Origin of the sequence: Streptomyces sp. JW3, assembly GCF_052216785.1 — a bacterium.
In the GTDB taxonomy this organism is placed as follows: Bacteria; Actinomycetota; Actinomycetes; order Streptomycetales; family Streptomycetaceae; genus Streptomyces.
Genome location: NZ_JBQOUX010000049.1, coordinates 1 through 25471 on the forward strand (window position 1 = coordinate 1; position 25471 = coordinate 25471).

24 protein-coding genes and 1 riboswitch are annotated in these 25471 nt (G+C 70.6%); of the genes, 11 read left to right on the plus strand and 13 right to left on the minus strand.

Annotated features, from left to right (window positions below; genetic code table 11):
• Positions 1–36: 36 nt before the first annotated feature.
• The 4 genes from ACTT8P_RS20505 to ACTT8P_RS20520 form a co-directional block, all read right to left on the minus strand.
• A complete protein-coding gene (locus ACTT8P_RS20505; RefSeq protein WP_442833135.1) occupies positions 37–1521 on the minus strand; it encodes a glycoside hydrolase family 3 protein in 1485 nt (494 codons plus the stop codon).
• A gap of 8 nt (positions 1522–1529) precedes the next feature.
• Positions 1530–2360, minus strand: coding sequence for a carbohydrate ABC transporter permease (locus ACTT8P_RS20510; protein WP_442833136.1), 831 nt, complete (start codon positions 2358–2360; stop codon positions 1530–1532).
• Complete coding sequence (locus ACTT8P_RS20515) at positions 2357–3340, minus strand: carbohydrate ABC transporter permease (protein ID WP_442833137.1); 984 nt, start codon at positions 3338–3340, stop codon at positions 2357–2359. The genes ACTT8P_RS20510 and ACTT8P_RS20515 overlap by 4 nt, the downstream gene beginning before the upstream one ends.
• Before the next feature lie 103 nt (positions 3341–3443).
• Entirely contained in the window at positions 3444–4706 is a 1263-nt protein-coding gene (locus ACTT8P_RS20520) for an extracellular solute-binding protein (protein WP_442833138.1), read from the minus strand.
• A 460-nt stretch (positions 4707–5166) separates the two neighbouring features.
• Between ACTT8P_RS20520 and ACTT8P_RS20525 the strand changes: the two genes are divergently transcribed.
• The 8 genes from ACTT8P_RS20525 to ACTT8P_RS20560 all read left to right on the plus strand — a co-directional run bounded on the left by ACTT8P_RS20525 (position 5167) and on the right by ACTT8P_RS20560 (position 14624).
• Positions 5167–5931 (plus strand): GntR family transcriptional regulator, encoded by a 765-nt coding sequence (locus ACTT8P_RS20525; protein ID WP_442833139.1) that lies wholly within the window; start codon positions 5167–5169, stop codon positions 5929–5931.
• Between the two features lie 98 nt (positions 5932–6029).
• Positions 6030–8156: a carbon starvation CstA family protein gene (locus ACTT8P_RS20530; RefSeq protein WP_442833140.1), complete on the plus strand. Its 2127-nt coding sequence runs from the start codon at positions 6030–6032 to the stop codon at positions 8154–8156.
• The gene (locus tag ACTT8P_RS20535; protein ID WP_442833180.1) at positions 8149–8328 is read left to right on the plus strand and encodes a YbdD/YjiX family protein; all 180 of its coding nucleotides are present in this window, start codon (positions 8149–8151) and stop codon (positions 8326–8328) included. The genes ACTT8P_RS20530 and ACTT8P_RS20535 overlap by 8 nt, the downstream gene beginning before the upstream one ends.
• Before the next feature lie 119 nt (positions 8329–8447).
• Positions 8448–8705 (plus strand): DUF3311 domain-containing protein, encoded by a 258-nt coding sequence (locus ACTT8P_RS20540; RefSeq protein WP_442833141.1) that lies wholly within the window; start codon positions 8448–8450, stop codon positions 8703–8705.
• A complete protein-coding gene (gene mctP / locus ACTT8P_RS20545; RefSeq protein ID WP_442833142.1) occupies positions 8702–10312 on the plus strand; it encodes a monocarboxylate uptake permease MctP in 1611 nt (536 codons plus the stop codon). The genes ACTT8P_RS20540 and mctP overlap by 4 nt, the downstream gene beginning before the upstream one ends.
• A gap of 129 nt (positions 10313–10441) precedes the next feature.
• Positions 10442–10960, plus strand: a complete 519-nt coding sequence (locus ACTT8P_RS20550) for a GNAT family N-acetyltransferase (RefSeq protein ID WP_442833143.1) — start codon at positions 10442–10444, stop codon at positions 10958–10960.
• A riboswitch (cobalamin riboswitch) is annotated at positions 10955–11113 on the plus strand. It overlaps the preceding gene by 6 nt.
• Positions 11114–11238: 125 nt before the next feature.
• Positions 11239–13611 (plus strand): ribonucleoside-diphosphate reductase subunit alpha, encoded by a 2373-nt coding sequence (locus ACTT8P_RS20555; RefSeq protein WP_442833144.1) that lies wholly within the window; start codon positions 11239–11241, stop codon positions 13609–13611.
• Positions 13611–14624, plus strand: a complete 1014-nt coding sequence (locus ACTT8P_RS20560) for a ribonucleotide-diphosphate reductase subunit beta (RefSeq protein ID WP_442833145.1) — start codon at positions 13611–13613, stop codon at positions 14622–14624. Before ACTT8P_RS20555 ends, ACTT8P_RS20560 begins: the two co-directional genes overlap by 1 nt.
• Here the strand turns inward: ACTT8P_RS20560 and ACTT8P_RS20565 are convergent.
• Entirely contained in the window at positions 14537–14752 is a 216-nt protein-coding gene (locus ACTT8P_RS20565) for a hypothetical protein (RefSeq protein WP_442833146.1), read from the minus strand. The genes ACTT8P_RS20560 and ACTT8P_RS20565 overlap by 88 nt on opposite strands.
• 92 nt (positions 14753–14844) lie before the next feature.
• On the opposite strand from ACTT8P_RS20565, the gene ACTT8P_RS20570 reads away from it, so the two are divergent.
• The gene (locus ACTT8P_RS20570; RefSeq protein ID WP_442833147.1) at positions 14845–15810 is read left to right on the plus strand and encodes a GlxA family transcriptional regulator; all 966 of its coding nucleotides are present in this window, start codon (positions 14845–14847) and stop codon (positions 15808–15810) included.
• A 16-nt stretch (positions 15811–15826) separates the two neighbouring features.
• Here the strand turns inward: ACTT8P_RS20570 and ACTT8P_RS20575 are convergent, their stop codons facing one another.
• The 8 genes from ACTT8P_RS20575 to ACTT8P_RS20610 form a co-directional block, all read right to left on the minus strand.
• Positions 15827–17203: a bifunctional albaflavenone monooxygenase/terpene synthase gene (locus ACTT8P_RS20575; protein ID WP_442833148.1), complete on the minus strand. Its 1377-nt coding sequence runs from the start codon at positions 17201–17203 to the stop codon at positions 15827–15829.
• Positions 17200–18285, minus strand: a complete 1086-nt coding sequence (cyc1, locus tag ACTT8P_RS20580; RefSeq protein ID WP_442833149.1) for an epi-isozizaene synthase — start codon at positions 18283–18285, stop codon at positions 17200–17202. The genes ACTT8P_RS20575 and cyc1 overlap by 4 nt, the downstream gene beginning before the upstream one ends.
• A 267-nt stretch (positions 18286–18552) precedes the next feature.
• A complete protein-coding gene (gene def, locus ACTT8P_RS20585; protein ID WP_442833150.1) occupies positions 18553–19203 on the minus strand; it encodes a peptide deformylase in 651 nt (216 codons plus the stop codon).
• A gap of 139 nt (positions 19204–19342) precedes the next feature.
• Positions 19343–20323 (minus strand): tetratricopeptide repeat protein, encoded by a 981-nt coding sequence (locus tag ACTT8P_RS20590; RefSeq protein ID WP_442833151.1) that lies wholly within the window; start codon positions 20321–20323, stop codon positions 19343–19345.
• Between the two features lie 210 nt (positions 20324–20533).
• Positions 20534–20845: a mycothiol system anti-sigma-R factor gene (gene rsrA, locus ACTT8P_RS20595; RefSeq protein WP_442833152.1), complete on the minus strand. Its 312-nt coding sequence runs from the start codon at positions 20843–20845 to the stop codon at positions 20534–20536.
• Positions 20842–21528: an RNA polymerase sigma factor SigR gene (sigR, locus tag ACTT8P_RS20600; RefSeq protein ID WP_442833181.1), complete on the minus strand. Its 687-nt coding sequence runs from the start codon at positions 21526–21528 to the stop codon at positions 20842–20844. The genes rsrA and sigR overlap by 4 nt, the downstream gene beginning before the upstream one ends.
• Before the next feature lie 257 nt (positions 21529–21785).
• Complete coding sequence (locus ACTT8P_RS20605; protein WP_442833153.1) at positions 21786–22424, minus strand: alpha/beta hydrolase family protein; 639 nt, start codon at positions 22422–22424, stop codon at positions 21786–21788.
• A 1-nt stretch (position 22425) separates the two neighbouring features.
• Entirely contained in the window at positions 22426–23244 is an 819-nt protein-coding gene (locus ACTT8P_RS20610) for an SOS response-associated peptidase (RefSeq protein WP_442833154.1), read from the minus strand.
• Between the two features lie 61 nt (positions 23245–23305).
• Here ACTT8P_RS20610 and ACTT8P_RS20615 point away from each other — a divergent pair, with 61 nt between their 5' ends.
• Together ACTT8P_RS20615 and aroA are read left to right on the plus strand one after the other, a co-directional pair.
• Positions 23306–24019, plus strand: a complete 714-nt coding sequence (locus ACTT8P_RS20615) for a M50 family metallopeptidase (RefSeq protein ID WP_442833155.1) — start codon at positions 23306–23308, stop codon at positions 24017–24019.
• A 135-nt stretch (positions 24020–24154) separates the two neighbouring features.
• Complete coding sequence (gene aroA / locus ACTT8P_RS20620; RefSeq protein WP_442833156.1) at positions 24155–25471, plus strand: 3-phosphoshikimate 1-carboxyvinyltransferase; 1317 nt, start codon at positions 24155–24157, stop codon at positions 25469–25471.

Sequence of the window (25471 nt, forward strand, 5' to 3'; positions counted from 1 at the left end):
CCCTTGAAAGGGGCCGGCGCCTTCACATACGTACCACTACACCCCCGCGACGACCTCCGCCGCCGCCCGGCCGCAGACCCGGGCCGCGCCGTGGGTGGCCAGGTGGAGGGCGCCGCGGGGCGGGGCCTGGGGGATGCCCATCTCGACCACGATCGTGTCGGGGCGGGCGGCCAGCAGGGTGTCCAGGGCCGTCGCCATCCAGGGGTGGCGGTGTTCGTCACGGACCACGGCCACCACTCGGCGCGACCCGGCCGCCCGCAGCACCTCGGCGCCGGCCGCCGGACCGGTGAAGCTGCCCGTCTCCGTCCCCGGGAGCAGCCGGAACAGCTCGGCGGCGACGCCCCAGGGGGTCTCGTCGCCAACCGCGATGTTCGGGGCGGGGGTGAGCTGGGCGACGTAGGGCGGGGTGGTGAGGGGCGTGAAGGGGGCGCCGGTGACGCGCAGGGCGCGGCGGGCGGCGCGCAGGCCGACCTCCTCGTCGGGGGCGGGCCGGGTACCGGAGCGGCGGGCGGCCGTCGTCCAGCGGGCCAGGGAGCGGACCCGCTCGGCGGCGTCGGCGAGGCGTTCCTCGGGCAGTTCGCCGGCGCGGACGGCGTCGACCAGGGCGTCCCGCAGCCGCCGTACGGTGTCCTCGTCGGAGAGGCCGCCGCCCACGCAGATGGCGTCGGCGCCGGCCGCGATGGCCAGCGCGGTGCCGCGTTCGATGCCGTAGGTGCCGGCGATGGCCCGCATCTCGATGCCGTCGGTGACGATCAGGCCGTCGTAGCCGAGTTCCTCACGGAGCAGTTCGGTCAGGACGCGCCGGGAGAGGGTGCCGGGGAGGTCGGGGTCCAGGGCCGGGGCCAGGATGTGGGCGCTCATCACCGCGCGGGTGCCGGCCGCGATGGCGGCGCGGAACGGGACCAGGTCGCGCTCCGCCAGCACCGTGGCGTCCGCGTCGATGCGGGGCACCGCGTGGTGCGAGTCGACGGCGGTGTCGCCGTGGCCCGGGAAATGCTTGGTGCACGCCGCCACGCCCGCCGACTGGAGGCCGGTGACATAGGCGGCGGTGTGCCGGGCGACCAGGGCCGGGTCGGCGCCGAAGGAGCGGACGCCGATCACCGGGTTGTCGGGGTTGGCGTTGACGTCGGCGGCCGGGGCCCAGTCGAAGTCGACGCCGCAGGCGGCCAGCCGGCGGCCGAGTTCGGCGGCGACCGCCCGGGTCAGGCCGGTGTCGTCGACCGCGCCGAGGGCGTTGTTGCCGGGGAAGGAGGAGCCGGTGCGCACCTCCAGGCGGGTGACGTCGCCGCCCTCCTCGTCGATGGCGATCAGTACGTCGTCGCGTTCGGCGCGGACCTGCGCGGTGAGCGCGGCGACCTGCTCGGGGTCACGGATGTTGCGGCCGAACAGGGCGACGGCGGCCAGTCCTTCGCCGAGCCGGCGCAGCACCCAGTCCGGGGCGGTGGTGCCGGTGAAGCCGGGCTGGAGGACGGCGAGCGCGTCGCGGGTGAGGGTGTCGGTGCCGCTGGTGAGTGTCGTCATCGGTGGCGTCAGCCCTTCACGGCACCGGCGGTCAGGCCGCTGACGGCCCGGCGCTGGAGGAAGACGAACAGGATCAGGATCGGGATGGCGAAGAGCGAGGAGGCGGCCATGGTCGCGCCCCAGTCGTCGCCGAAGACGGTCTGGAAGCTGGACAGCCACAGCGGCAGGGTCTGCGCCCCGGCCTCCTTGTTGACCACCAGGACCAGCGGGAACTCGTTCCAGGCGGTGATGAAGCCGAACATCGAGGTGGACATCAGGCCCGGGGCGAGCAGCGGCAGGATGACCAGCCGGAACGCCTGCGGGCGGGTGCAGCCGTCGACCAGCGCGGACTCCTCCAGCTCCTTGGGCACGGCGGCGACGAAGCCGCGCAGCGTCAGGATGGTGAAGGGCAGGATCATCATCGTGTAGAAGAGCGTCAGCGGGACCAGGCTGTTCAGCATCGAGGCGTCCCGGACGATCATGTAGATCGCGATGATCATGACTTCCCAGGGCGCCATCTGGGCGCACATGAAGCCGATGATGAAGCCGCGCCGGCCCTTGAACCGCATCCGGGCCAGGGCGAAGGCGCCGAGCAGCGCGACGACCAGGGAGAAGACCACCGCGAGGACGGTGACGATCAGCGAGTTGGCGACCATCGTCCAGAAGTGGTCGGCGTCGATCGCCGTCCTGAAGTGGTCGAAGGTGACCTCGGTCGGGAACCAGACCGGGGTTTCCGAGATGATGTCGCCGGTCGGTTTGAACGCCGTGGCGAACATCCAGTACACCGGGAAGACGAAGCCGATGAACAACACGACGGCCGTGACGTTGGGCCACAGGCGGCCGAAGAGCGAGCGCTTCACGCCTCGTCCTCCTCTTGCTTGAGCACGATCCTCAGGTAGTACGCGGTCAGGACGAGCATGATCAGGATGGTCAGGACGGCGATCGCCGCGCCCATGCCGTAGTGCTGGTTGCCGACGCCCTCGACGTAGGCGTAGACGGGCAGGATCTCGGTGAGCCGGTCCGGGCCGCCGCCGTTGAAGCTGAAGACCTGGACGAACGCCTTGAAGACCCAGATGATCTCCAGGAACGTCGTCGCGTACAAGAACGGCCGCAGGAACGGCATGGTCACGGTGGTGAAGCTGCGCCAGACCCCGGCCCCGTCCAGGGCCGCGGCCTCGTAGAGCTCGCCGGGGATGGTGGTGGTCGCCGCGTAGAGGTTGATCGCGACGAACGGGATGGACATCCAGACGATCAGCAGGGTGACGACGAAGAACGTCGACAGCTGGCTGCTGGTCCAGGAGTAGTCGGCCATCGAGTGCCAGCCGAGCTGGTCCAGCACCCAGTTGACGACGCCGAAGCGCTGGGCGAACAGCCACTGGTAGACGGTGGTGGCCGCGACCACCGGCATCGCCCAGGCCAGCACCAGGCCGATCAGCAGGGTGACCCGCATCCGCTTGCCGAGCCGGGCCAGCAGCAGGCCGACCAGGGTGCCCGCGATCATGATCAGGGCGACGTTGACCGCCGTGAACAGGATCGAGCGCAGGGTGACCCGCCAGAAGTCCTCGCCGGTCAGGACCTGTCTGTAGTTCTCGACGCCGTTCCACTCGGTGGCGTGCTGGATCAGCTGCGCCATGTTGAGGTTCTGGAACGACAGCAGCAGGTCCTTCAGCAGCGGCCAGCCGAGCAGCAGCACGGTGGCCGCGACGGCGGGCAGCAGCAACAGGTAGGGGGTGAGGGCGCCGGCCCGCGACGCGCCTCGCGGGCCCGGCCCGCCGGCCGCCCCGGCCGTCTTGCGGACGTCAGCCGGGCCGGAGGGCGGCCGTTCGGTCTGCACGGTCATGCTCGCGATCTCTCTTCTCGGCCTGATCGCCTGATCGTCGCCAGTGGGAGGCTGGGGCGGCGGGGGCCGGCCGGTGGCCGTCCCCCGCCGTCGCCGGAGCGTCCTACTGCTGCTGCGCCAGACGCTTGTTGAACTCGCCCTCGACCTGCTTGGCGGCCTCGGCCGGGCTCTTGCCGTTGAGCACGGCGGTCATGTACGTCTTGATCGGGTTGGGCGCGTTCTCCACCGCGGCCCACTCCGGGATCAGCGGCGTGGTGCCGCCGACGGCGGCGGCCGGCGCGGCGGCCTCGGCCGGGGCGTTGCCCTTCAGGTTGGTCTGGAGCGACTCCTTGTTCGGGATGACGCCGTTCTCCTTGGCGAGCTGGCCCTCGAACTTGTCGGACAGGGCGAGCTTCAGGAACTCCTTGGCCAGGTCCTGCTTGCTGGAACCGGCCGCGACGGCCAGGTTGGAGCCGCCGAGGAAGACGCCCTCGGGCTTGTCGGCGGTGGCGCCCGGGACGGTGAAGTAGCCGATGTCCTGCTCGATCTTCGGGTTGGCCTGGATGGCGGTGGCGGCCTCCCAGCCCATGCCGATGAAGGCGCCGACGTCACCCTTGGCGAACACCTCGGCCTGCTGCGGGGTGGCCTCGTCCTTGTCCTTGGGGGCGTCGGAGAGGGCCTGGAACTTCTGGTAGGTCTCCATCGCCGCGGTGACCTTGGGGTCGTCGAGGTTGGAGACGTACTTGTCGCCGTCCTTCTTGACCAGTTCGGCGCCCTCGCCGACCACCAGGCCGACGAAGTGGTACCAGTTCTGGCCGGGCAGGTAGATCGGCTCGGCGTCGGTCTTGTCGCCGATGGTCTTCAGGTCGTCGTAGAACTCGTCCCGGGTCTTGGGCGTGTCCTTGATGCCCGCGTCGGCCCAGACCTTCTTGTTGTAGACGACGACGCGGTTGGCGAAGTACCAGGGCGTCGCGTACTGCTTGCCCTCGTAGACGGACGAGGCGTTGAGGGACTCGGTCCAGTCGCCGCCGATCTCCGACTTGAGGTCGCCGAGGTCGGCGAGGCCGCCGGTCTTGGCGTAGGCCGGGGTCTGGGTGTTGCCGATCTCGAAGACGTCCGGCGGGTTCTCCTCGGAAAGGGCGGTGGTCAGCTTCTGCTGGATGCCGTTCCACTGCTGGATCTCGAACTTGACCTTCGATCCGGTCTGCTTCTCGAAGGCGGCGCCCAGGTCCTTCTGCCACTTGTCCGGGGAGGAGCCGTCCATCACCCACACGGTGAGGGTCTGGCCCTTCGTCCCGGCCTCGCTGTCGCCGCCGTCGCCCCCGCACGCCGCGATGGAGACCATCATGCCCGCGACACCGATCGCGGATATCAGCTTGCGCTTCACGCCACCCTCCTCAGGGATGCCACAACCCCCCTGCCTCCCCGCGGTAACTCGCCGACGCGTGACCGCCCTTGGGGCCGGGACTGGACCAATGGTGTAGACCAGTACGGGGAGACTGGCCCAGACCAATAAGACTGTCAAGGGTGTTCCACCACCCTCCGGGCCTCCGTGATGCGACCGAGATATGCAGGGTTCCTTCATTCCGCGAGCCGCCGCCCGGACCCCGCCCGAACCCCGCCCGGCGCCTGTACCAGACCGCCGCGGAGACCGGCCCGAAGGGGCTCCGCGGGCGCGTACCACCGGGTCTTGACGGCGCGGTGGACTAGACCAACGGGGGTCGCGCAGGTATACAGAGTGGGTCACGGAGCGTGCGGGGTCACCCGGTAGCGAGCCGTGCCACGATGTGAGCCGTGGCCGACCGGGGACGTCGGCCGCTTCGGCATCCGGAGCCGGGAAGGCAGCGATGAGCACCGACGTCAGCAGTGCGGAGAACGAGGGTGGGGCGAGTGTCCGTACCGCGCGCGTGCCCAAGTACTACCACCTGAAGAAGCACCTGCTGGACATGGTGCGCACCCAGGCGCCCGGCACTCCGGTCCCGCCGGAGCGCACCTTGGCCGCCGAGTTCGACACCTCCCGCACCACGGTCCGCCAGGCCCTCCAGGAGCTGGTGGTCGAAGGGCGCCTGGAGCGCATCCAGGGCAAGGGCACCTTCGTCGCCAAGCCCAAGGTCTCGCAGGCGCTGCAACTGACCTCGTACACCGAGGACATGCGCGCCCAGGGCCTGGAGCCCACCTCGCAGCTCCTCGACATCGGCTACATCACCGCCGACGACCGGATCGCCGCCCTCCTCGACATCACCGCCGGCGGCCGGGTGCTGCGCATCGAGCGGCTGCGGATGGCCAACGCCGAGCCGATGGCCATCGAGACCACCCACCTGAGCGCCAAGCGCTTCCCGGCGCTGCGCCGCTCGCTGGTCAAGTACACGTCCCTGTACACCGCGCTCGCCGAGGTCTACGACGTCCGCCTGGCCGAGGCCGAGGAGACCATCGAGACCTCGCTGGCCACCCCGCGCGAGGCCGGCCTGCTCGGCACCGACGTGGGGCTGCCGATGCTGATGCTCTCCCGGCACTCCCGGGACCGGACCGGCCAGCCGGTGGAGTGGGTGCGGTCGGTGTACCGGGGGGACCGGTACAAGTTCGTGGCCCGGCTCAAGCGGCCGGTCGAATAAGGCGGTTGAAGCTTTGTTGAGGCGTCCGCACGCCTAGCCGAACGGCGCTCGCTGTTCTACGTTCCTCCCGTCGCCGCGTGGACGGGAGGGCTCCCCCAGTGCGTACCGCGAACCCTCGTACGGTCGTCGTGTGGGCCCTGGTCGCGCTGGTCGGCGCGGCGGGCTGGTCGGTGCTCGCGCTGTCCAGGGGCGAGGAGGTGTCCGCCGCCTGGATGGTGGCGGCGGCTCTCGGCTCGTACGCCATCGGTTACCGCTTCTACGCCAGGTTCATCGCGCACCGCGTGCTCAAGGTCGACCGGACGCGGGCCACCCCGGCCGAACGGCTGGACAACGGAATCGACTTCCACCCCACCGACCGCCGGGTGCTGCTCGGCCACCACTTCGCCGCCATCGCGGGCGCCGGGCCGCTGGTCGGGCCGGTGCTCGCCGCGCAGATGGGCTATCTGCCCGGCACCATCTGGATCATCGTCGGCGTGATCTTCGCGGGCGCGGTGCAGGACATGATCGTGCTGTTCTTCTCGACCCGCCGGGACGGCCGTTCGCTGGGCCAGATGGCGCGGGAGGAGATCGGTCCGTTCGGCGGGGTGGCGGCGCTGGTCGCCGCGTTCGCCATCATGATCATCCTGCTCGGGGTGCTGGCCCTGGTCGTCGTCAACGCGCTGGCCGGCTCCCCGTGGGGCACCTTCTCCATCGCGATGACCATCCCGATCGCCCTGCTGATGGGCTGCTACCTGCGGGTCCTGCGCCCCGGCCGGGTCGTGGAGGTCTCGCTGATCGGTGTGGCGCTGCTGCTGTTCGCGCTGGTCTCGGGCCGCTGGGTCGCCGAGTCGTCCTGGGCGGACACCTTCACTCTCGCGCCCTCCACCCTGGTCGTGTGGCTGGTGGCGTACGGCTTCATCGCCTCGATCCTGCCGGTGTGGATGCTGCTCGCGCCGCGCGACTACCTCTCCACCTTCCTGAAGATCGGCACCATCGCGCTGCTCGCGCTGGGTGTGGTGATCTCGCTGCCGACGCTGAAGATGGACGCGGTCACCGACTTCGCCTCGCGCGGCGACGGCCCGGTCTTCGCGGGCTCCCTCTTCCCGTTCGTCTTCATCACCATCGCCTGCGGCGCGCTGTCCGGCTTCCACGCGCTGATCTCCTCGGGCACCACGCCCAAGATGATCCAGAAGGAGACGCAGGTCCGGATGATCGGCTACGGCTCCATGCTGATGGAGTCGTCGGTCGCGGTGATGGCGCTGGTGGCGGCGAGCGTCATCGACCCGGGCCTGTACTTCGCGATGAACGCGCCGGCGGGCGTCATCGGCGACACGGTGCAGAACGCGTCGCAGGTGGTGACCGGCTGGGGCTACTCCATCTCCCCCGGCGACCTGGCGCAGGCGGCGAAGGACGTCGAGGAGTCGAGCCTGCTCTCCCGCACGGGCGGCGCCCCGACGCTCGCGATCGGCATCTCGCAGATCTTCTCCGACGTCACGGGCGGGAGCCTGCGCGCCTTCTGGTACCACTTCGCCATCATGTTCGAGGCGCTGTTCATCCTGACCGCGGTGGACGCCGGCACCCGGGTGGGCCGGTTCATGCTCCAGGACATGCTGGGCAACGTCCACCGGTCCTTCCGGAACGTGAGCTGGAAGCCGGGCCTGGTCATCACCAGCGCGCTCGTCTGCGGGGCCTGGGGCTACTTCCTGTGGGTCGGCGTCCACGAACCCCTCGGCGGCATCAACCAGCTGTTCCCGATCTTCGGCATCGCCAACCAGCTCCTCGCGGCGGTCGCGCTGGCCGTCTGCACCACCCTGCTGGTGAAGTCCGGCCGCCTGAAGTGGGCCTGGATCACCGGTATTCCGCTGGCCTGGGACGCCACGGTGACGCTGACCGCGAGCTGGCAGAAGGTCTTCTCCGGCGACCCCAGGGTCGGCTTCTTCACGCAGCGCCAGGTCTTCCAGGACGCCATCGACCGGGGTGAGGTGCTGGCCCCCGCCCAGTCCATGGCCGACATGCGCACCGTCGTCACCAACTCCACGGTGGACGGCGTCCTGACCGCCGTACTGGCCCTGCTGATCGTGGTCGTGATCGCGGACGCCCTGCGGGTCTGCGTATGGCATGTCCGCCGCCCCGCGCTGTCCACCCTCAGCGAGGCACCGCACGTCGAGTCGGGCATCGTGGCGCCGGCCGGACTGATCCCGACCCGCGAGGAGAAGGAGGAGGCCCGCCGTGCGACGTCTGTATAGGGCCGTGCGCTGGTACCTGCGGGAGCTGACCGACGAGTCGGCGTACGACCGCTACATCGCCCACCTGCGCGCACACCGCCCGGACGCCGGGATCCCGTCCCGGCGCGACTTCGAGCGCATGCGCACGGACCAGCGGGAGGCGGACCCGCGTACGGGCTTCCGCTGCTGCTGAGACCGCGCGCGGACCGGCGCGGGACCGATATACGGACGAGGTCTTCCGCTGTCGTGTCACCGTCACCTAGATTGCCTGCGCGTTACTTCAGGTGATCAACGAGGGGACGGAGCCGCCGTATGTCGCAACCAGCTCGGACGGGCAGAGAGCCGGTGGTGACGCCGGTGCGCGTCGTCATCGGCGTCTGCCTCGTCGCACCGTTCGTGGCCATGCTGTGGGTCGGTTCGTACGCGAAGACCGACCCGGCCTTCATCGGCATCCCGTTCTTCTACTGGTACCAGATGGCGTGGGTGCTGATCTCCACGGCGCTGACGATGACCGCGTACAAGCTCCGGCAGCGTGACCAGCGTGCCCGCCGGGGAGGTGCGGGCAGGTGAACGACGGCGTGAACGGCGTGGCACTCGCCGTCTTCATCCTCTTCTTCGTCCTCGTCACCGCGATGGGCTTCCTGGCCGCGCGCTGGCGCCGGGCCGAGAACGAGCACAGCCTCGACGAATGGGGCCTGGGCGGACGCTCCTTCGGTACCTGGGTCACCTGGTTCCTGCTGGGCGGCGACCTCTACACGGCGTACACCTTCGTCGCCGTCCCGGCGGCGATCTACGCGGCGGGCGCCTCCGGCTTCTTCGCGGTGCCGTACACGATCCTGGTCTACCCGCTGATCTTCACCTTCCTGCCCCGGCTGTGGTCGGTCTCGCACAAGCACGGGTACGTGACCACCTCGGACTTCGTGCGCGGCCGGTTCGGCTCGAAGGGCCTGTCGCTGGCGGTCGCCGTCACCGGCATCCTCGCGACGATGCCGTACATCGCGCTGCAACTGGTCGGCATCCAGGCCGTGCTGGACGTGATGGGCGTCGGCGGCGGCGAGGACACCCACTGGTTCGTCAAGGACCTGCCGCTGCTGATCGCCTTCGGTGTACTGGCCGCGTACACCTACTCCTCGGGTCTGCGGGCGCCCGCGCTGATCGCGTTCGTCAAGGACACGCTGATCTACCTCGTGATCGCGGTGGCCATCATCTACATCCCGATCAAGCTGGGCGGGTTCGACGACATCTTCGCGGCGGCCGGCGACAAGTTCGAGGCGGCGGGGGCGGGCGGGCTGACCCCCGACCACGGCGGCCAGTGGACGTACGCCACGCTGGCCCTCGGCTCGGCGCTCGCCCTGTTCATGTACCCGCACTCGATCACCGCGACGCTGTCCTCGCGCAGCCGTGAGGTGATCCGCCGCAACACCACGATCCTGCCGCTGTACTCCCTGATGCTGGGCCTGCTCGCGCTGCTGGGCTTCATGGCGATCGCGGCCGGCATCAAGGTGGAGAACGGCCAGCTCGCCATCCCGCAGCTGTTCGAGACCATGTTCCCGGACTGGTTCGCGGGCGTGGCGTTCGCGGCGATCGGCATCGGCGCGCTGGTCCCGGCGGCCATCATGTCCATCGCGGCCGCCAACCTCTTCACCCGCAACATCTACAAGGACTTCCTCAGGCCCGACGCCACGCCGGAGCAGGAGACCAAGGTCTCCAAGCTGGTGTCGCTGCTGGTCAAGGTGGGCGCGCTGGTCTTCGTCCTCGGCATGGACAAGACGGTCGCGATCAACTTCCAGCTGCTCGGCGGCATCTGGATCCTCCAGACCTTCCCGGCCCTGGTCGGCGGTCTGTTCACGCGCTGGTTCCACCGCTGGGCGCTGCTGGCCGGCTGGGCGGTCGGCATGGTCTACGGCACGCTCGCGGCGTACGGCGTCGCCTCGCCGACGCAGGCGCACTTCGGCGGCTCCTCCAAGGAGATCCCGGGCATCGGCGAGATCGGCTACATCGGTACGACGGCGTTCGTCCTGAACGTGCTGGTGACGGTCGTCCTCACCTTCGTCCTGCGCGCCGCCAAGGCCCCCGACGGCGTCGACGAGACCCGGCCGGAGGACTACACGGCGGACGCGGGCGACCCGGGGGTGGAGGTGGAACTGCCGCCGGCGACCGCGGGCTCCGCCCACTGAGAGGCTCCCCGGGACGCGGGCTGTGTCGATCCGCGGCTCCGCCGCGTGGACGCGACCAGCCACAGGCAATCCGCGGCGGGCCGCCGAAAAGAACCGAAACGGCGGCCCGCTGCCCTGCACACTCCCGCCATGGACTTCGTGATCCGTTCCGCCCATCCCACCGAATACCGGACCCTCGGCGACCTCACCGCCCATGCCTATCTCCACGACGGCCTCCTGGACTTCGGCGAGTCCGACGCCTACCTGACGGAACTCCGCGACGTGGCGAAACGCGCCGCCGCCGCACACGTACTGGTCGCGGCGGTGAACGACCAGGTGCTCGGCGGCGTCACCTTCGTCCCGTCCCCCGGCCCGATGGCCGACCTCGCCCGCGAGGGAGAGGCCGAGATACGGATGCTCGCGGTGGCCCACGAGGCCCGCGGCCGAGGCATCGGCGAGGCCCTCGTCCGCGCCTGCGTGGTCCGCGCCCGCGCGACCGACGGCTGCCACCGCCTGATCCTCTCCACCCAGGCGACGATGCGCGCGGCCCACCGCGTCTACGAACGCCTCGGCTTCGTCCGCACCCCCCACCGCGACTGGAACCCCCTCCCGGAGCTCGACGACATCAAGCTCCTCACCTACGAACTGGAGCTCCGACACAACATCTAGGGTCGCGTCAGCGGCACGGCACAACATGTATGCTCATGCTCGCTGTCGCCGCAGGGGAATCCGGTGCGAATCCGGAACTGTCCCGCAACGGTGTACCGGCGTGCCTGCGCGCACCGGTCCAGTCCGAGTACCTGCCGACGGTGCGCCCGGCCATCCGGTCCGGGCGCCTGACGTCCGGGCCTCGTGGAATGGGCCGGTGGACGCGACGCCGCGCGCGCTCGTGAGCTGCCTCCCGCCCTCCTCCGCCAGGCCCCGTGCCGAGCGAGGGAGTGCCCCACATGACCATCGCGCCAGCGGAACCAGCCTCAGCCACCCCCGCGGACAGCCCCGGTGCCGCCCTGCTGCGCACCCTGACCGCGCTGACCGCCGACCTCCCCGACGCCGACCCCGGCCGGGTCGCCGCCGCCGCGCTGCGCGGCCGCTCCGCGCGGGCCGACGAGTCGGAGCTGCGGGAACTGGCCACGGAGGCCGCGGCCGGCCTGATCTCCGAGGACCCGGCGTACTCGCGGCTGGCCGCCCGGCTGCTGACGCTCACCGTGCGCGCCGAGGCCGCCTCCCAGGGTGTGACCGTCTTCACCGGGTCCGTCGCCACCGGCCACCGCGAGGGCCTGATCGCCGACCGTACGGCCGCGTTCGTACGCCGGCACGCGGACCGCCTCGACGCGCTCGTCGACCCCGCCGCCGACGACCGCTTCGGCTACTTCGGCCTGCGCACCCTGCACAGCCGCTACCTGCTGCGCCACCCGCACACCCGCAAGGTGATCGAGACCCCCCAGCACTTCCTGCTCCGCGTCGCCGCCGGCCTCGCCGAGGACGAGACGCCCCGGTCCCTCGACGAAGTGGCCGCGCTCTACCGCCTGATGAGCCGCCTCGACTACCTCCCCTCCTCCCCGACCCTCTTCAACTCCGGCACCCGGCACGCCCAGATGTCGTCCTGCTACCTCCTCGACTCCCCGAAGGACGAGCTGGACTCGATCTACGAGCGTTACCTCCAGGTCGCCCGCCTCTCCAAGCACGCCGGCGGCATCGGCCTCGCCTACTCCCGTATCCGCGCCCGGGGTTCCCTGATCCGCGGCACCAACGGGCACTCCAACGGTGTCGTCCCGTTCCTGAAGACGCTCGACGCCTCCGTCGCCGCCGTCAACCAGGGCGGCCGGCGCAAGGGCGCCGCGGCGGTCTACCTGGAGACCTGGCACGCCGACATCGAGGAGTTCCTCGAACTGCGGGACAACACCGGCGAGGACGCCCGCCGCACCCACAACCTGAACCTCGCGCACTGGATCCCGGACGAGTTCATGCGCCGCGTCGACACGGACGCGCACTGGTCCCTCTTCTCCCCCGCCGACGTCCCCGAGCTGCCCGACCTCCACGGCGACGCGTTCGACGCGGCCTACCGCGCGGCCGAGGCGGAGGGACTGGCCCGCAGGACCCTGCCCGCCCGCGAGCTGTACGGCCGCATGATGCGCACCCTGGCGCAGACCGGCAACGGCTGGATGACCTTCAAGGACACCGCCAACCGCACCGCCAACCAGACCGCCGAACCGGGCCACGTCATCCACTCCTCCAACCTCTGCACGGAGATCCTGGAGGTCACGGACGACGGCGAGACGGCGGTCTGCAACCTGGGCTCGCTCAACCTGGGCGCGTTCGTCGTGGACGGCACGGACGGCACAGACGGCGTGCACGGCACAGGCGGCGGCATCGACTGGGAGCGGCTGGACGAGACCGTCCGCACCGCCGTCACCTTCCTCGACCGGGTCGTGGACATCAACTACTACCCGACCGAGGAGGCGGGCCGCTCCAACGCCCGCTGGCGTCCCGTCGGCCTCGGCGCGATGGGCCTCCAGGACGTCTTCTTCCGGCTCCGCCTGCCCTTCGACTCCCCCGAGGCCAAGGCCCTCTCCACCCGCATCGCCGAGCGCGTCATGCTCACCGCCTACGAGACCTCCGCGGATCTCGCCGAACGCAGCGGCCCACTGCCGGCCTGGGAGAAGACCCGTACCGCCCGGGGTGTCCTGCACCCCGACCACTACGGGGTGACGCCGGCCTGGCCGGAGCGCTGGGCCGCGCTGCGCGAGCGCGTCGCGCGGACCGGACTGCGCAACGCCCTCCTCCTCGCCATCGCCCCCACCGCCACCATCGCGTCCCTCGCGGGCGTCTACGAGTGCATCGAGCCGCAGGTGTCCAACCTGTTCAAGCGCGAGACGCTGTCCGGCGAGTTCCTCCAGGTCAACGCCTATCTGGTGGACGACCTCAAGCGGCTCGGTGTCTGGGACGCCCGCACCCGCGAGGCGCTGCGCGAGGCGAACGGCTCGGTCCAGGACTTCGACTGGATCCCCGAGGACGTCCGCCGCCTCTACCGCACGGCGTGGGAGATCCCGCAGCGCGCCCTGATCGACCTGGCCGCCGCCCGCACCCCGTACCTCGACCAGGGCCAGTCCCTGAACCTGTTCCTCCAGACGCCCACCATCGGCAAGCTCTCCTCGATGTACGCGTACGCCTGGAAGCAGGGCCTGAAGACCACGTACTACCTGCGCTCCCGCCCGGCGACCCGCATCGCCCGCGCCGCGCGGGCACAGTCCGCGCCGGCCGCCGAAGACGCCGTCGCCTGCTCCCTGGAAAACCCCGAGTCCTGCGAGGCCTGCCAGTGATGACCACCGCCGTCAAGAATCTCCTCGACCCCGGCTTCGAGCTCACCCTGCGCCCCATGCGCTACCCCGACTTCTACGAGCGCTACCGGGACGCCATCAAGAACACCTGGACCGTGGAGGAGGTCGACCTCCACTCGGACGTCACCGACCTCGCGAGGATGACCCCCGAGGAACAGCACCTCATCGGCCGCCTGGTCGCCTTCTTCGCGACGGGCGACTCGATCGTGGCGAACAACCTGGTGCTGACCCTCTACAAGCACATCAACTCCCCCGAGGCGCGGCTCTACCTCTCCCGCCAGCTCTTCGAGGAGGCCGTCCACGTCCAGTTCTACTTGACGCTCCTGGACACCTACCTCCCGGACCCGGACGACCGCGCCGCCGCCTTCGCGGCCGTGGAGAACATCCCCTCGATCCGCGAGAAGGCCGAGTTCTGCTTCAAGTGGATCGACTCGGTGGAGTCCATCGACCGTCTGGAGTCCAGGTCCGACCGCCGCCGTTTCCTCCTCAACCTCATCTGCTTCGCCGCCTGCATCGAGGGCCTGTTCTTCTACGGGGCCTTCGCCTACGTCTACTGGTTCCGGGGCCGGGGCCTGCTGCACGGCCTGGCCACCGGCACCAACTGGGTGTTCCGCGACGAGACCATGCACATGTCCTTCGCCTTCGACGTGGTCGACACCGTCCGCAAGGAGGAGCCGGACCTCTTCGACGACGAACTGCGCGGCGAGGTCACCGACATGTTGCGGGAGGCCGTCGAGGCCGAGCTGCAGTTCGCGCGCGACCTGTGCGGCGACGGCCTCCCGGGGATGAACACCGACTCCATGCGGCAGTACCTCCAGTGCGTGGCCGACCAGCGGCTCACCCGCCTCGGCTTCGCCCCGGTGTACGGCTCGGAGAACCCGTTCTCCTTCATGGAGCTGCAGGGGGTTCAGGAGCTGACCAACTTCTTCGAGCGGCGCCCCTCGGCGTACCAGGTGGCGGTGGAGGGCACCGTCGACCTGTCCGAGGACTTCTGAGCCCGTGCGATCTGCCGGTCGACGCGCCGCTCGCGCACGATGCCGAACAGTGAGGGGAGGATCATGACGACGAGGACGGCGAAGGCCAGGCCCATGCCGATCAGTGCTTCTGTCTGTTCTCCGGTCATGACACCACTGTCGCGCCGGTGACTGCTGACCGCGAGTGGCAGGACTGCCGCAGGCCCTCGAATTCCTGCCACTCACGGGGCACACTGACGGCATGCTGAAAAACGTGGCCGCGGTGCTGCTGGACGGAGTGCATCCCTTCGAACTCGGCGTCGTCTGCGAGGTGTTCGGCATCGACCGCGCCGACGAGGGACTGCCCGGGTACGACTTCGCGGTGGTCTCCGCCGAGGGCCCGACGCTGACCACCCACGTCGGCGGACTGACCGTCGGCACGCCGTACGGCCTCGACCGGCTCGACGACGCCGATCTGATCGCCGTACCGGCGGGCAACGAGTTCCTGCACCGGAGCTTTCCGCCGGAGCTGCTCGACGCCCTGCGGCGGGCGGTGGCGCGGGGGACGCGGGTGCTGAGCGTGTGCTCCGGGGTCTTCGTGCTGGGCGCCGCCGGTCTGCTGGACGGACGGCGCTGCGCGGCGCACTGGCACCACGCCGAGGAGCTGACCCGGCGGTATCCGCGGGCGGCGGTCGAGGCGGACGTGCTCTACGTCGACGAGGACCCGGTGATCACCTCGGCCGGCACGGCCGCCGGGATCGACGCCTGTCTGCACCTCGTCCGCAAGGAGCAGGGACCGGAGGTCGCCAACCGGATCGCCCGGCGGATGGTGGTGCCGCCGCACCGGGACGGCGGGCAGGCGCAGTACATCGAGCGTCCGCTGCCGCGCTCGTCGTGCGACACCGTCGGCGGGGTGCTGGCCTGGATGGAGCAGCACCTCGACGAGGAGATCACGGTCGAGCAGCTCGCCGCCCGTGCCGCCATGTCCCCGCGCACCTTCGCCCGCCGCTTCCAGCAGGAGACCGGCACGACGCCCTACCGCTGGCTGCTGCGCCAGCGGGTGCTGCTGGCCCAGCGACTCCTTGAGGGGACGGACGAGACGATGGACACGATCGCCCGGCGGACCGGGTTCGGCACGGCGGCGGCGCTGCGGTACCAGTTCACCCGGGTGCTGGGCACCACCCCGCAGGGCTACCGGCGCACGTTCAGGGGCCCGCGGGCCGCCTGAACGTGCCGGGCCGATCTCACCGCGGCAGCGCCCGCAGCCGCAGCCGGCGCGGCCGCAGCGTGATGCCGATCCGCGGCCGGGTGTCCGACCCCGGCGCGTGCTCGAACCGGAAGGCGGCCGCGATCACCGCGGTGACCAGGGTCAGCTCCGCCATCGAGAAGTGGTCGCTGGGGCACTTGCGGTTGCCCACGCTGAACGGGGCCATCGCGTACTTCGGTACGTCCCCGCCCCGGCCGGGCAGCCACCGGTCGGGGTCGAACTCCTCGGGCCGCTCGAAGGACCGCCGGTCGCGCTGGACGGCGTACGGACTGTAGATGACGTCCGCCCCGACCGGAATGCGATACCCGCCCAGCTCCGTCTCGGCCACCGTCCGGCGGGTCAGAATCCACACGGCGGGATACAGCCGCATTGTCTCGACGACCACATTCGCGGTGTACGTCAGCCGCCGGGCGTCCTCGAATGCGAGCGGCCGACCGGCCGCGACGCTATTCACCTCGGCGCGGATCTTGTCGCCCAGTTCCGGGTGCTCGGTGAGCACCAGCAGCAACGACATGAGCACGGAGCCGACGGTTTCGCTGCCGGGGGTGAGTATCGCGATGACCTGGTCGTGGATCTCCTGTTCCCCGATGGGCTCGCCATTCTCGTCCGTCGCCTCCAGCAAAGCCGTCAGCAAATCGTCCGGTTTCCGCCCGCTCGCCCGCCGGTCGGCGACGATCTCGTCCACCAGGAGATGCAAATCAGCCAGTGCCCGGTTGAATTCCCGGTTGCTCGGGAGGGGTATCCGGTAAAGCGGCCCGAGGGGGACGACCATGCGCTGGTACATACCGCTGAACAGCGTGGCGAGGTCCGCGCATATCCGTTCGGCACGGTCGTCCATGTAGCTGCCGCGCATCAGGCAGCGGGCCGAGATCCGGACGGCCACCCGGAAGGACTCCGAGGTGATGTCGAGGACCTGGCCGCCGCTCCAGCGGCGCACCAGCGCGTACGCCTCCTCGGCCATGATCGGCCCGTAGGCGGGGATCGCGTCGAGCCGGAAGGCGGGCTGGATGGTGCGCCGCTGGCGCCGGTGCATCGGGCCGTTGGCGGTGGCCACGCCCTCCTTGCCGAGCAGGCTCTCCAGGGATTCCCAGAGCGGTCCGGCGATGACGTAGTCGGGGCTGAGCGCCAGCGCGCCGGTGAGGTGCGGGGCGGTGACGGCGTACACCGTCTTGGGGCCGAGGCGGAGGCGGACCACGTCGCCGTGGTCGCGCAGCCGGGCCATGAAGGCCAGCGGGTCGCGGACCAGCTTCAGGCCGTGGCCGAGCAGCGGCAGGCCGCCACCGGCCAGGGGCGGCTCGGTCGCCGCCGCGATGGTGCGGGGGTTCGCTGACTCGTTGACCGACTCGACGGTCATTTCTCACCTGCCGCTGCGTTGGTGACGTACGGGGGTGTGGACCGGTCGTCCCAGCTGTCGACGGCGTAGCGACCGGACTCGTGGTGGAACCAGTAGACCGAACTGAACCAGTTCCGCATATTGCTCACACAGGTGCGCACGGCGATGCCGAGTTCTTTTCCGCGTACGGTCCCGTCGGCGAGTTCGTCGGCGAACCGCAGCGCGTCCCGTTCGGCTGCGATGAATTCCAGCACGCAGTGCTGTACGCGCCGCCGGAGTTCGGTTGTCGCCTCCTCCAGCGTCATTTCCTCGTGCACGATGAGACTGATTCCGAGATTGTGCACCTCGGCTCCCGCCAGTTCTTTCGGCAGCGAACAGAGGTCGTTGTACCAGGCGGCGAATTCCTGGCTCAGCAGCGCTGCCCGCCGGTATGCCGGGTGTTTTCGCACGGCGTCCGGGAGTTCGCATCCCGCGCTCGGTTCCAGCAGATCGGTCCAGATCCAGTGGGCGAAGGTGAGGCGGCGCAGGGCGAGGTAGTCGTCGACGCGCGGCACGACGCCGTGCGTCCGGTTGTGGAACTCCCGGTCGTAGGCGTCGATCACCGCGTGGAAGTGTCGGGCGAACCGGGCGTTCCAGGTCGCCGGCAGGAACGAGTACAGCCTCTCCACACTGTCCGCGAACCCGGCCACCAGGGCATCCTCGTGGTGCAGATGGTCCCGGGGGGAGTCGAGGGCCGTGTGCAGCCGGTCCCGCAGCCGCTGCCAGGCGGCCGTCCGGCCGTGCACGATGTCGCGGTCGTGCCGGTCGTCCCAGACGAAGAACCAGGCGCTGTAGTCCGCTATCGCCTGGAGCACCTGGTCGGGCGCGTCCAGGTAGTACCCGGCCATGAGGTCCGTGTAGCACAGACCATCGGCATATTCCTCCACCTTGTCCGCGGGCATCAGCCGCTTTTCCAGGAGCCAGGCACGGGTCTTCTCCTGAAGCTTTGGCCAATACTCGTGGAGGCGGCGCGGAAATGCCGCTTCGATCAGAGGGAGGGAGAGCGACGGTGGGACCGCGATCGCGGTCGGTGTCGATGTGGTGCCGGATGGGAAAGCAAGCACGAACTAGCCCCTCTCAGCCGCCGGTGGCGCGCGCCTCCCGCAAGCCGAGCGCGCGCTCTTGCGTATCCCCGCACTCCCATTCAGCCCTACAACTGACCGATTTGGGAACGGATTTGCCGCATTCGCTGCCCACGGCGCCGGAATTCTCCTGGTGTGTGGCGGCTTTTGGGGAACACGCGCGCGAACGGCGGCTGTTCCGGAGGGTGTTCCGGGACAGCCGCCGTTCGAAAGCGAAGGGAGGGACCGATGGTCCGTTTCGGTCGTCGTTCAGTCGTTGGCGACCACGGGGTAGCGCGGCTCGTTCTCGGCCATCTGCCGCAGCGCGTCCTTGCGCTCCCGCTTGGAGAGCCGGTCGATGTACAGGTACCCGTACAGGTGATCGGTCTCGTGCTGCAAACACCGTGCGAAGTAGCCGGTGCCGCGCACCTTGACCGGGTTGCCCCGCTCGTCCTGCCCGGTCACCTCGGCGTAGTCGGGGCGGGCCAGCGGCGCGTAGGCGGTGGGCACCGACAGACAGCCCTCGTTGCTGTCGTCGAGCCGGCGCGACTCGGCCGGCAGCTCGACCAGCTTGGGGTTGCAGACCACGCCGACGTGCCGGACACCCTCGTCGTCGGGGCAGTCGTAGACGAAGACCTTCAGGTCCACCCCGATCTGGTTGGCGGCCAGGCCGACGCCCTCGGCGGTGCGCTGGCTGGCGAACATGTCCGCGACCAGCTGCTGGAACTCGTCGCCGAAGTCGGTGACGTCCCGGCACTCCTTGTGCAGCACCGGGTTCCCGACCACCGTGATCGGCCGCGAGGTCCCGCGCCCCCGCCAGGCGGCCTCGCGCTCCTCGCAGTCCTCCGTGTCGACGACGTACCCCTCGTCGTCCACAGGGAGCACGCCCACGTGCTGCTGATCGGTGTCCTGCTGCGCCATGACGGACGTACGCCTTCCTCAGTGAAACCGGGCTCGATGCTCGATACAGGTTACGGGCAACGCGCCCCGTGAGGGGCGCGGGACTGTGTCCCTATGCGGCTCCGCCGCGTGGGCGCGACAAGCCACGACGGCGCCGCGCCTAACAGACTTCCTCAAGATCCCGCCAGTCCCGGGAGTCCGGACTGTCCGCGACCCACCCGTCCAGCAGCCCCCGAACCAAAGAGGCGGGCGCAGCCACCCCGCACTCCCGCTCCGGCACCCACAGCTGCCCGTCCGTCCGGTGTCCCAGCGGTCCCGGATGCCCCGGCTCACTGTGATCGTGCGGGTCGAGATGCTCCCCGTCGCCCTCGTCGGACGGCATCCGGGACTCCGAGCACATCCGGCACAGCAGCCGCACCGACGACGACCAGTCCTCCGCCGCGAACCCGGCGTCGGCGGCGAGCTGCTCCAGCGCGTCCCGGTCGGACTCGGTGGCCGCTTCCAGCAGGACCACCCAGGTCGGCACCGGCGAGGGCGCCCACAGCTCGATCTCGTCGAAGACCGGGTAGGCATGTCCGGCGGCGGTGGTCCGCTCGCCGTGCGGGACGCCGTCGTGCAGCACGACCTCGCCCCAGCGCCGTCCGGACGACGGCAGCGGGATCGACAGCACCTCGATGCGGGCCGGGTCCAGCCGCCGTCCCCACACCACCTCGGCCTCCCCCTCGGGAGAGAGCCGCACCGCCGCGCTGCCCAGCTCCATGCCGAGCGGTTCACCGGAGTCGGTCGCGTCGCCGGGGGGCCGCAGCCCGTACGCCTGCCAGGCCCGGCGGGCCAGCGGCCAGTCCTGGAGGGCGGTCGCGGCGATGCCGACGTTCCACCAGTCGGGGGCCCCGGTGTCCCGGTCGAGCAGGGCGACGGCTCTGAGGCCGGCCGTGCGGGCCTGCTCCCAGTCGTGCCGGAACTTGTGCAGCAGGGCGAGGTTGAACCACGACTCCGACAGCCAGGGCTCGAGGTCGGCGGCCCGCGTCAGCAGCGCCCCCGCGTCCTCGTACCTGCCGTCACCGATCAGGGTGAACGCACGGTCGGTGGCCTGCCGCCAGGAGGCGGAGGGCCGGTGCCGTCCCTTGCCGAAGATCCTCACGATTCCCGCCTGCCAGTTCCGTTCTGTGGGCTGGCTGTGCCTTTTTGCCCCCCGGACACCCTCTCCTGCGCATCAAACCACGTACGGCTGGAGAGGCGCTCATTACCCATGGGTTACCCAGCCGTGCGGGAGGTAAGACAGCGGCGGGACACGGCGAACCACCTCGCCATGTCCCGCCGGTTAGCACGATCGAGTGACGCGGTACGTCGCTCAGGCATCCCGCGACTGAGAGGGGGCAGTCGCGATGTCGTGATCGGGGACGGTCTCCCCGGAGCGGATCAGCTCCAGCCGGCCCATGACCTTGGAGCGGAGGTCACCGGGCACGTCGTCCTGTCCGCAGCACCGCTTGACCAGCTTCTTCACCGCCTGCTCCAGGCCGTACTTCTCCAGGCACGGCGAGCATTCCTCGAAGTGCGTCTCGAACTTGGAGCACTCCGTGTCCGGCATCTCCTTGTCGAGGAACTCGTAGAGATGATCGAGGATTTCGCTGCAATCCGTCTCGTGCGGCTCTCCGCAGCTCATGACCCCGAGCCTTTCGCTTCGTTCGACTCTCCGGCGCCGGCCGGGACCAGTCCGCGGTCGCGGGCGTAGTCCTCCAGCATGCCGCGCAGCTGGCGGCGCCCACGGTGCAGCCGTGACATCACGGTCCCGATGGGTGTCCCCATGATGTCCGCGATCTCCTTGTAGGCAAAGCCCTCTACATCGGCCAGGTACACGGCGATGCGGAATTCCTCGGGGATCGCCTGGAGCGCCGACTTCACGTCCGAGTCGGGCAGGTGGTCGAGCGCCTGCGACTCGGCGGAGCGCAGACCGGTCGACATGTGCGACTCGGCGCGGGCGAGCTGCCAGTCCTCGATCTCCTCGGCCGCGCTGCGCTGCGGCTCGCGCTGCTTCTTGCGGTACGAGTTGATGAAGGTGTTGGTGAGAATCCGGTAGAGCCACGCCTTGAGATTGGTGCCCTCGCGGAACTGGTGGAAGGACGCGTACGCCTTCGCGTACGTCTCCTGCACCAGGTCCTCGGCGTCGGCCGGGTTGCGCGTCATGCGCAGCGCGGCCGAGTACATCTGGTCGAGGAACTCGAGCGCGTCCCGCTCGAAGCGCGCGCTGCGCTCCGCGGTCGTCTCCGTGCTCGTGCCGCCCCGGCCCTCGGGCTGCTCCGCCTGGCCGTTGTCGGTCCCTGCGTCGGTACCGGTGACCGGACCCACCTCCTCCAATGCCGTCACGGGACCGAGTCCGGCCCCGCTCGAATCGGAGGATAGACGACTTCCCGGTCCGCCCGCCGCCCGGACCGGGGCGGTCTTCGCCGCGTGCAGCACCGACCACTCAAGGTCTGGGCGACTGCCGCGGGCGGGGCAGAAGGTGGAACCCATGCGGTGGACTTCCTCTCCTACGGCTGCGGTGCTGGGACGCCAGCACGTACGACCCTCACAACAGCCGTCGGGCGCCGGTCATTCCCTGGAGTTCACTCCAGTGACCCGGTCCACTTCACGACCGCCTCCGTGAGCTGGGCCAGGGCTTCGTCCTGGGTGAGCGGGGCCCGTTTCGGGACGGCGAAGCCATGATCGCCGCCGGGGATCCCGGTCAGTTCGTACGGGCCGGCCGGGAACTCGGCGGGTTTCCCGAAGGGGTCGTTGCCGCCCTGGACGACCAGGGTGGGCACGCCGGCGCCGAGCAGTTCCTCGGCCCGGGACTTCTCCGGCTTGCCCGGCGGGTGCAGCGGGAAGCTGAGCGCGAGGACGGCGCGGGCGCCCAGTTCGGCGGCGGTACGGCAGGCCACCCGGGCGCCGGCGCTGCGGCCCCCGGAGATCACCGGCAGGCCGGGGCGGGCGAGCGCGGGCCACAGGCCCCGCCAGCCGGTGTCCAGGGTCTTCGGCGCGGGCGCCAGCTTCCTGCCCGCCACCCGCCAGGGCTGCTCGACGAGGGCGACGGTGACGCCGTGCGCGGGGACGGCGGCGGCCAGGGCCACCAGGTCGCGGGCCTCGACGCCGCCGCCGGCGCCGTGGCCGACGGCCAGGACCAGCCGGGGGTCCGGGGCCTCGTACCAGGTGACGCGGGCGGTCCCGGCGTCCGTCTCGACGGTCTGCTGCCTTGAGTGGTTCACATCAGAAGAGTGTGCCCTCCTCCGGCCCCTCCAGCTCCTTCAGCAGCTCCGGGCCGTCGTTGCGGACGTTGCTGACGGCGGTGGTGACCGGGTACGCCCGCATCAGGCCCTCGGGGGGCGGGGCGAGCAGCGCGCGCAGTTCGTCCGGGTCGGTGCGGGCCGGGTCGAGCCAGGCGTCCCAGCGGTCCGGGGTGAGCATCAGCGGCATCCGGGGGTGGATCTCGGCGAGCGCGTGCGGGCCCTCGGCGGGCGCGACGGCCAGCGGGGCGGTCTCGGCCTCCGTGGTGATCACCGAGCAGGTCACCCACCAGGCGCCGGGGTGGTCGTCCGGCAGGGTGCGGTCGCGCCAGAACTCGTACAGCCCGGCCATCGCGAAGACCGACCCGTCGGCCGGGGTGACGAAGTAGGGCTGCTTGCGGGGCCGCTTCTTCCTGCCCTCGACCTCCAGGTCCCGCTCCTGCTTGCCGGTGACCCACTCGTAGTAGCCGTCGGCGGGCAGCACGCAGCGCCGGGTGGCGAAGGCGCGGCGGAAGGAGGGCTTCTCGTGCACGGTCTCCGCGCGGGCGTTGATCATCCGCGCGGCGCCCTCGGGCGTCTTGGACCAGGAGGGCACCAGCCCCCACTTCAGCTTGCGCAACTGGCGAACCGGCCGGGGGTCGCCGGCGTCCTTGAGAGGGCGGTCGAGGACGGCGTAGACCTCTTTTGTAGGGGCCACGTTGTAATCCGGCTCCAGATTCGTCTCCTGGGGCTCCCATTTCTCGATCTCAAAGACTCCTGCGAGATCCTCGGGTCCACGACTCGCCGCATACCTACCGCACATACGTGCAACACTGCCAGATTCCGCCGGTCCGGGAGGGGCCACACCTCGTATGGATCTTCATATGGCCAGCACCACAGCCACCTCGCTCTGGGACGAGGTCACCGGTATCCAGCCCGACCCCGACCTGTGGGTGGTGATCGCCGCCGCGGTCGCCGCGCTGGTGGTCGTCGTGCCGCACCGGCCCTGGCGGATAGCGCGCAACGCCATCACCATCGCCCACGAGGGCGGGCACGGGCTGGTGGCGCTGCTCACCGGCCGGCAGCTCACCGGCATCCGGCTGCACTCGGACACCAGCGGCCTGACCGTCAGCCGGGGCAAGCCGACCGGCCTCGGCATGATCCTGACCGCGGCGGCCGGCTACACCGCTCCCCCGCTGCTCGGCCTCGGCGGCGCCGCGCTGCTGGGCGCGGGCCGCATCACACTGCTGCTGTGGCTGGCCACCGCGCTGCTGCTCGCCCTGCTGGTGATGATCCGCAACGCCTACGGGGCGCTGACGGTCGTGCTGACCGGCGGCGCCTTCGTCCTGGTGTCGTGGCTGACCGGTCCGCAGGTGCAGGCGGCGTTCGCGTACGCGGTGGTGTGGTTCCTGCTGCTCGGCGGGGTGCGGCCGGCGTTCGAGCTCCAGGCGAAGCGGTCCCGCGGGGGTGCCGGGGACTCGGACGCGGACCAGTTGGCGCGGCTCACCCATGCCCCGGCCGGGGTGTGGTTCTTCCTGTTCCACATGGTGTCGCTGTGCTCGCTGCTCGGCGGGGGGCGGTGGCTGCTGGAGCTGTGAACCGGGCCGTCCGAGGCACCTTCCCGGTGAGATCGAACGCATATATGCACGGCACGTACCATGACGGTGTTTCGGTCTGGTTTCGCCACTTTTGATCAAGATCTCCGGTCGCGCTCAGCCACTAAAGTGGGCCCCATGACGCTGAACCCCGCGCACACCGCCCTCTGGTCCGCCCCGCACGCGAGCGGAGCCGTGGACGCGACCGTCCACGTGCCCGGGTCGAAATCGGTCACCAACCGCGCCCTGGTGCTCGCCGCCCTGGCCTCCGAGCCCGGCTGGCTGCGCCGCCCGCTGCGCTCCCGCGACACCCTGCTGATGGCGGGCGCGCTGCGCGAGCTGGGCGTGGGCATCGAGGAGGGCGTCGGCCCGGACGGCACCGGCGAGTTCTGGCGGGTCATCCCGGCCGGCCTGCGCGGCCCGGCCACCGTCGACGTGGGCAACGCCGGCACCGTGATGCGCTTCCTGCCCCCGGTCGCCACCCTCGCCGACGGCCCGGTCCGCTTCGACGGCGACCCGCGCTCCTACGAGCGTCCGCTGCACGGCGTGATCGACGCGCTGCGCGCGCTGGGCGCCCGGATCGACGACGACGGCCGCGGCGCGCTGCCGCTGACCGTGCACGGCGGCGGCGCTCTGGAGGGCGGGCCGGTGGCGATCGACGCCTCCTCGTCCTCGCAGTTCGTCAGCGCCCTGCTGCTCTCCGGGCCGCGCTTCAACCAGGGCGTCGAGGTCCGGCACACCGGCACCGCGCTGCCCTCCATGCCGCACATCCGGATGACCGTCGACATGCTGCGCGCGGTCGGCGCCCAGGTCGACACCCCGGAGTCGGGCGGCGAGCCCAACGTCTGGCGGGTGACGGCGGGCGCGCTGCTCGGCCGCGACCTCACCATCGAGCCGGACCTGTCCAACGCGCAGCCGTTCCTCGCGGCGGCGCTGGTCACCGGCGGCAAGGTGACGATCCCGGAATGGCCGGCCCGCACCACCCAGCCCGGCGACCGGCTGCGGGAGATCTTCACCGAGATGGGCGGTTCCTGTGAACTGACCGATTACGGCCTGGTTTTCACCGGCTCGGGCGCGGTGCACGGCATCGACGTGGACCTCTCCGAGGTCGGCGAGCTGACCCCGGGCATCGCGGCGGTCGCCGCCCTCGCCGACTCCCCCTCGACCCTGCGCGGCGTCTCCCATCTGCGGCTGCACGAGACGGACCGGCTGGCCGCGCTCACCAAGGAGATCAACGAACTCGGCGGTGACGTCACCGAGACCGCCGACGGCCTGCACATCCGCCCGCGCCAGCTGCACGGCGGCACCTTCCACACCTACGAGGACCACCGCATGGCCACCGCCGGCGCGATCCTCGGCCTGGCGGTGAAGGACGTGGTGATCGAGAACGTGGCGACGACGGCGAAGACCCTGCCGGACTTCCCCGGCCTGTGGACCGGGATGCTCGGCGCGTAG

Bases quoted from the DNA above. Each gene is read 5' to 3' on its own strand.
- ACTT8P_RS20555 (WP_442833144.1), top strand. From the start codon at position 11,239: ATGACCATCGCGCCAGCGGAACCAGCCTCAGCCACCCCCGCGGACAGC.
- ACTT8P_RS20565 (WP_442833146.1), bottom strand. From the start codon at position 14,752: ATGACCGGAGAACAGACAGAAGCACTGATCGGCATGGGCCTGGCCTTC.
- ACTT8P_RS20570 (WP_442833147.1), top strand. From the start codon at position 14,845: ATGCTGAAAAACGTGGCCGCGGTGCTGCTGGACGGAGTGCATCCCTTC.
- ACTT8P_RS20525 (WP_442833139.1), top strand. From the start codon at position 5,167: ATGAGCACCGACGTCAGCAGTGCGGAGAACGAGGGTGGGGCGAGTGTC.
- ACTT8P_RS20560 (WP_442833145.1), top strand. From the start codon at position 13,611: ATGACCACCGCCGTCAAGAATCTCCTCGACCCCGGCTTCGAGCTCACC.
- ACTT8P_RS20615 (WP_442833155.1), top strand. From the start codon at position 23,306: ATGGCCAGCACCACAGCCACCTCGCTCTGGGACGAGGTCACCGGTATC.
- ACTT8P_RS20550 (WP_442833143.1), top strand. From the start codon at position 10,442: ATGGACTTCGTGATCCGTTCCGCCCATCCCACCGAATACCGGACCCTC.
- rsrA (WP_442833152.1), bottom strand. From the start codon at position 20,845: ATGAGCTGCGGAGAGCCGCACGAGACGGATTGCAGCGAAATCCTCGAT.
- ACTT8P_RS20575 (WP_442833148.1), bottom strand. From the start codon at position 17,203: ATGACCGTCGAGTCGGTCAACGAGTCAGCGAACCCCCGCACCATCGCG.
- ACTT8P_RS20610 (WP_442833154.1), bottom strand. From the start codon at position 23,244: ATGTGCGGTAGGTATGCGGCGAGTCGTGGACCCGAGGATCTCGCAGGA.
- aroA (WP_442833156.1), top strand. From the start codon at position 24,155: ATGACGCTGAACCCCGCGCACACCGCCCTCTGGTCCGCCCCGCACGCG.
- def (WP_442833150.1), bottom strand. From the start codon at position 19,203: ATGGCGCAGCAGGACACCGATCAGCAGCACGTGGGCGTGCTCCCTGTG.
- ACTT8P_RS20505 (WP_442833135.1), bottom strand. From the start codon at position 1,521: ATGACGACACTCACCAGCGGCACCGACACCCTCACCCGCGACGCGCTC.
- ACTT8P_RS20515 (WP_442833137.1), bottom strand. From the start codon at position 3,340: ATGACCGTGCAGACCGAACGGCCGCCCTCCGGCCCGGCTGACGTCCGC.
- ACTT8P_RS20540 (WP_442833141.1), top strand. From the start codon at position 8,448: ATGTCGCAACCAGCTCGGACGGGCAGAGAGCCGGTGGTGACGCCGGTG.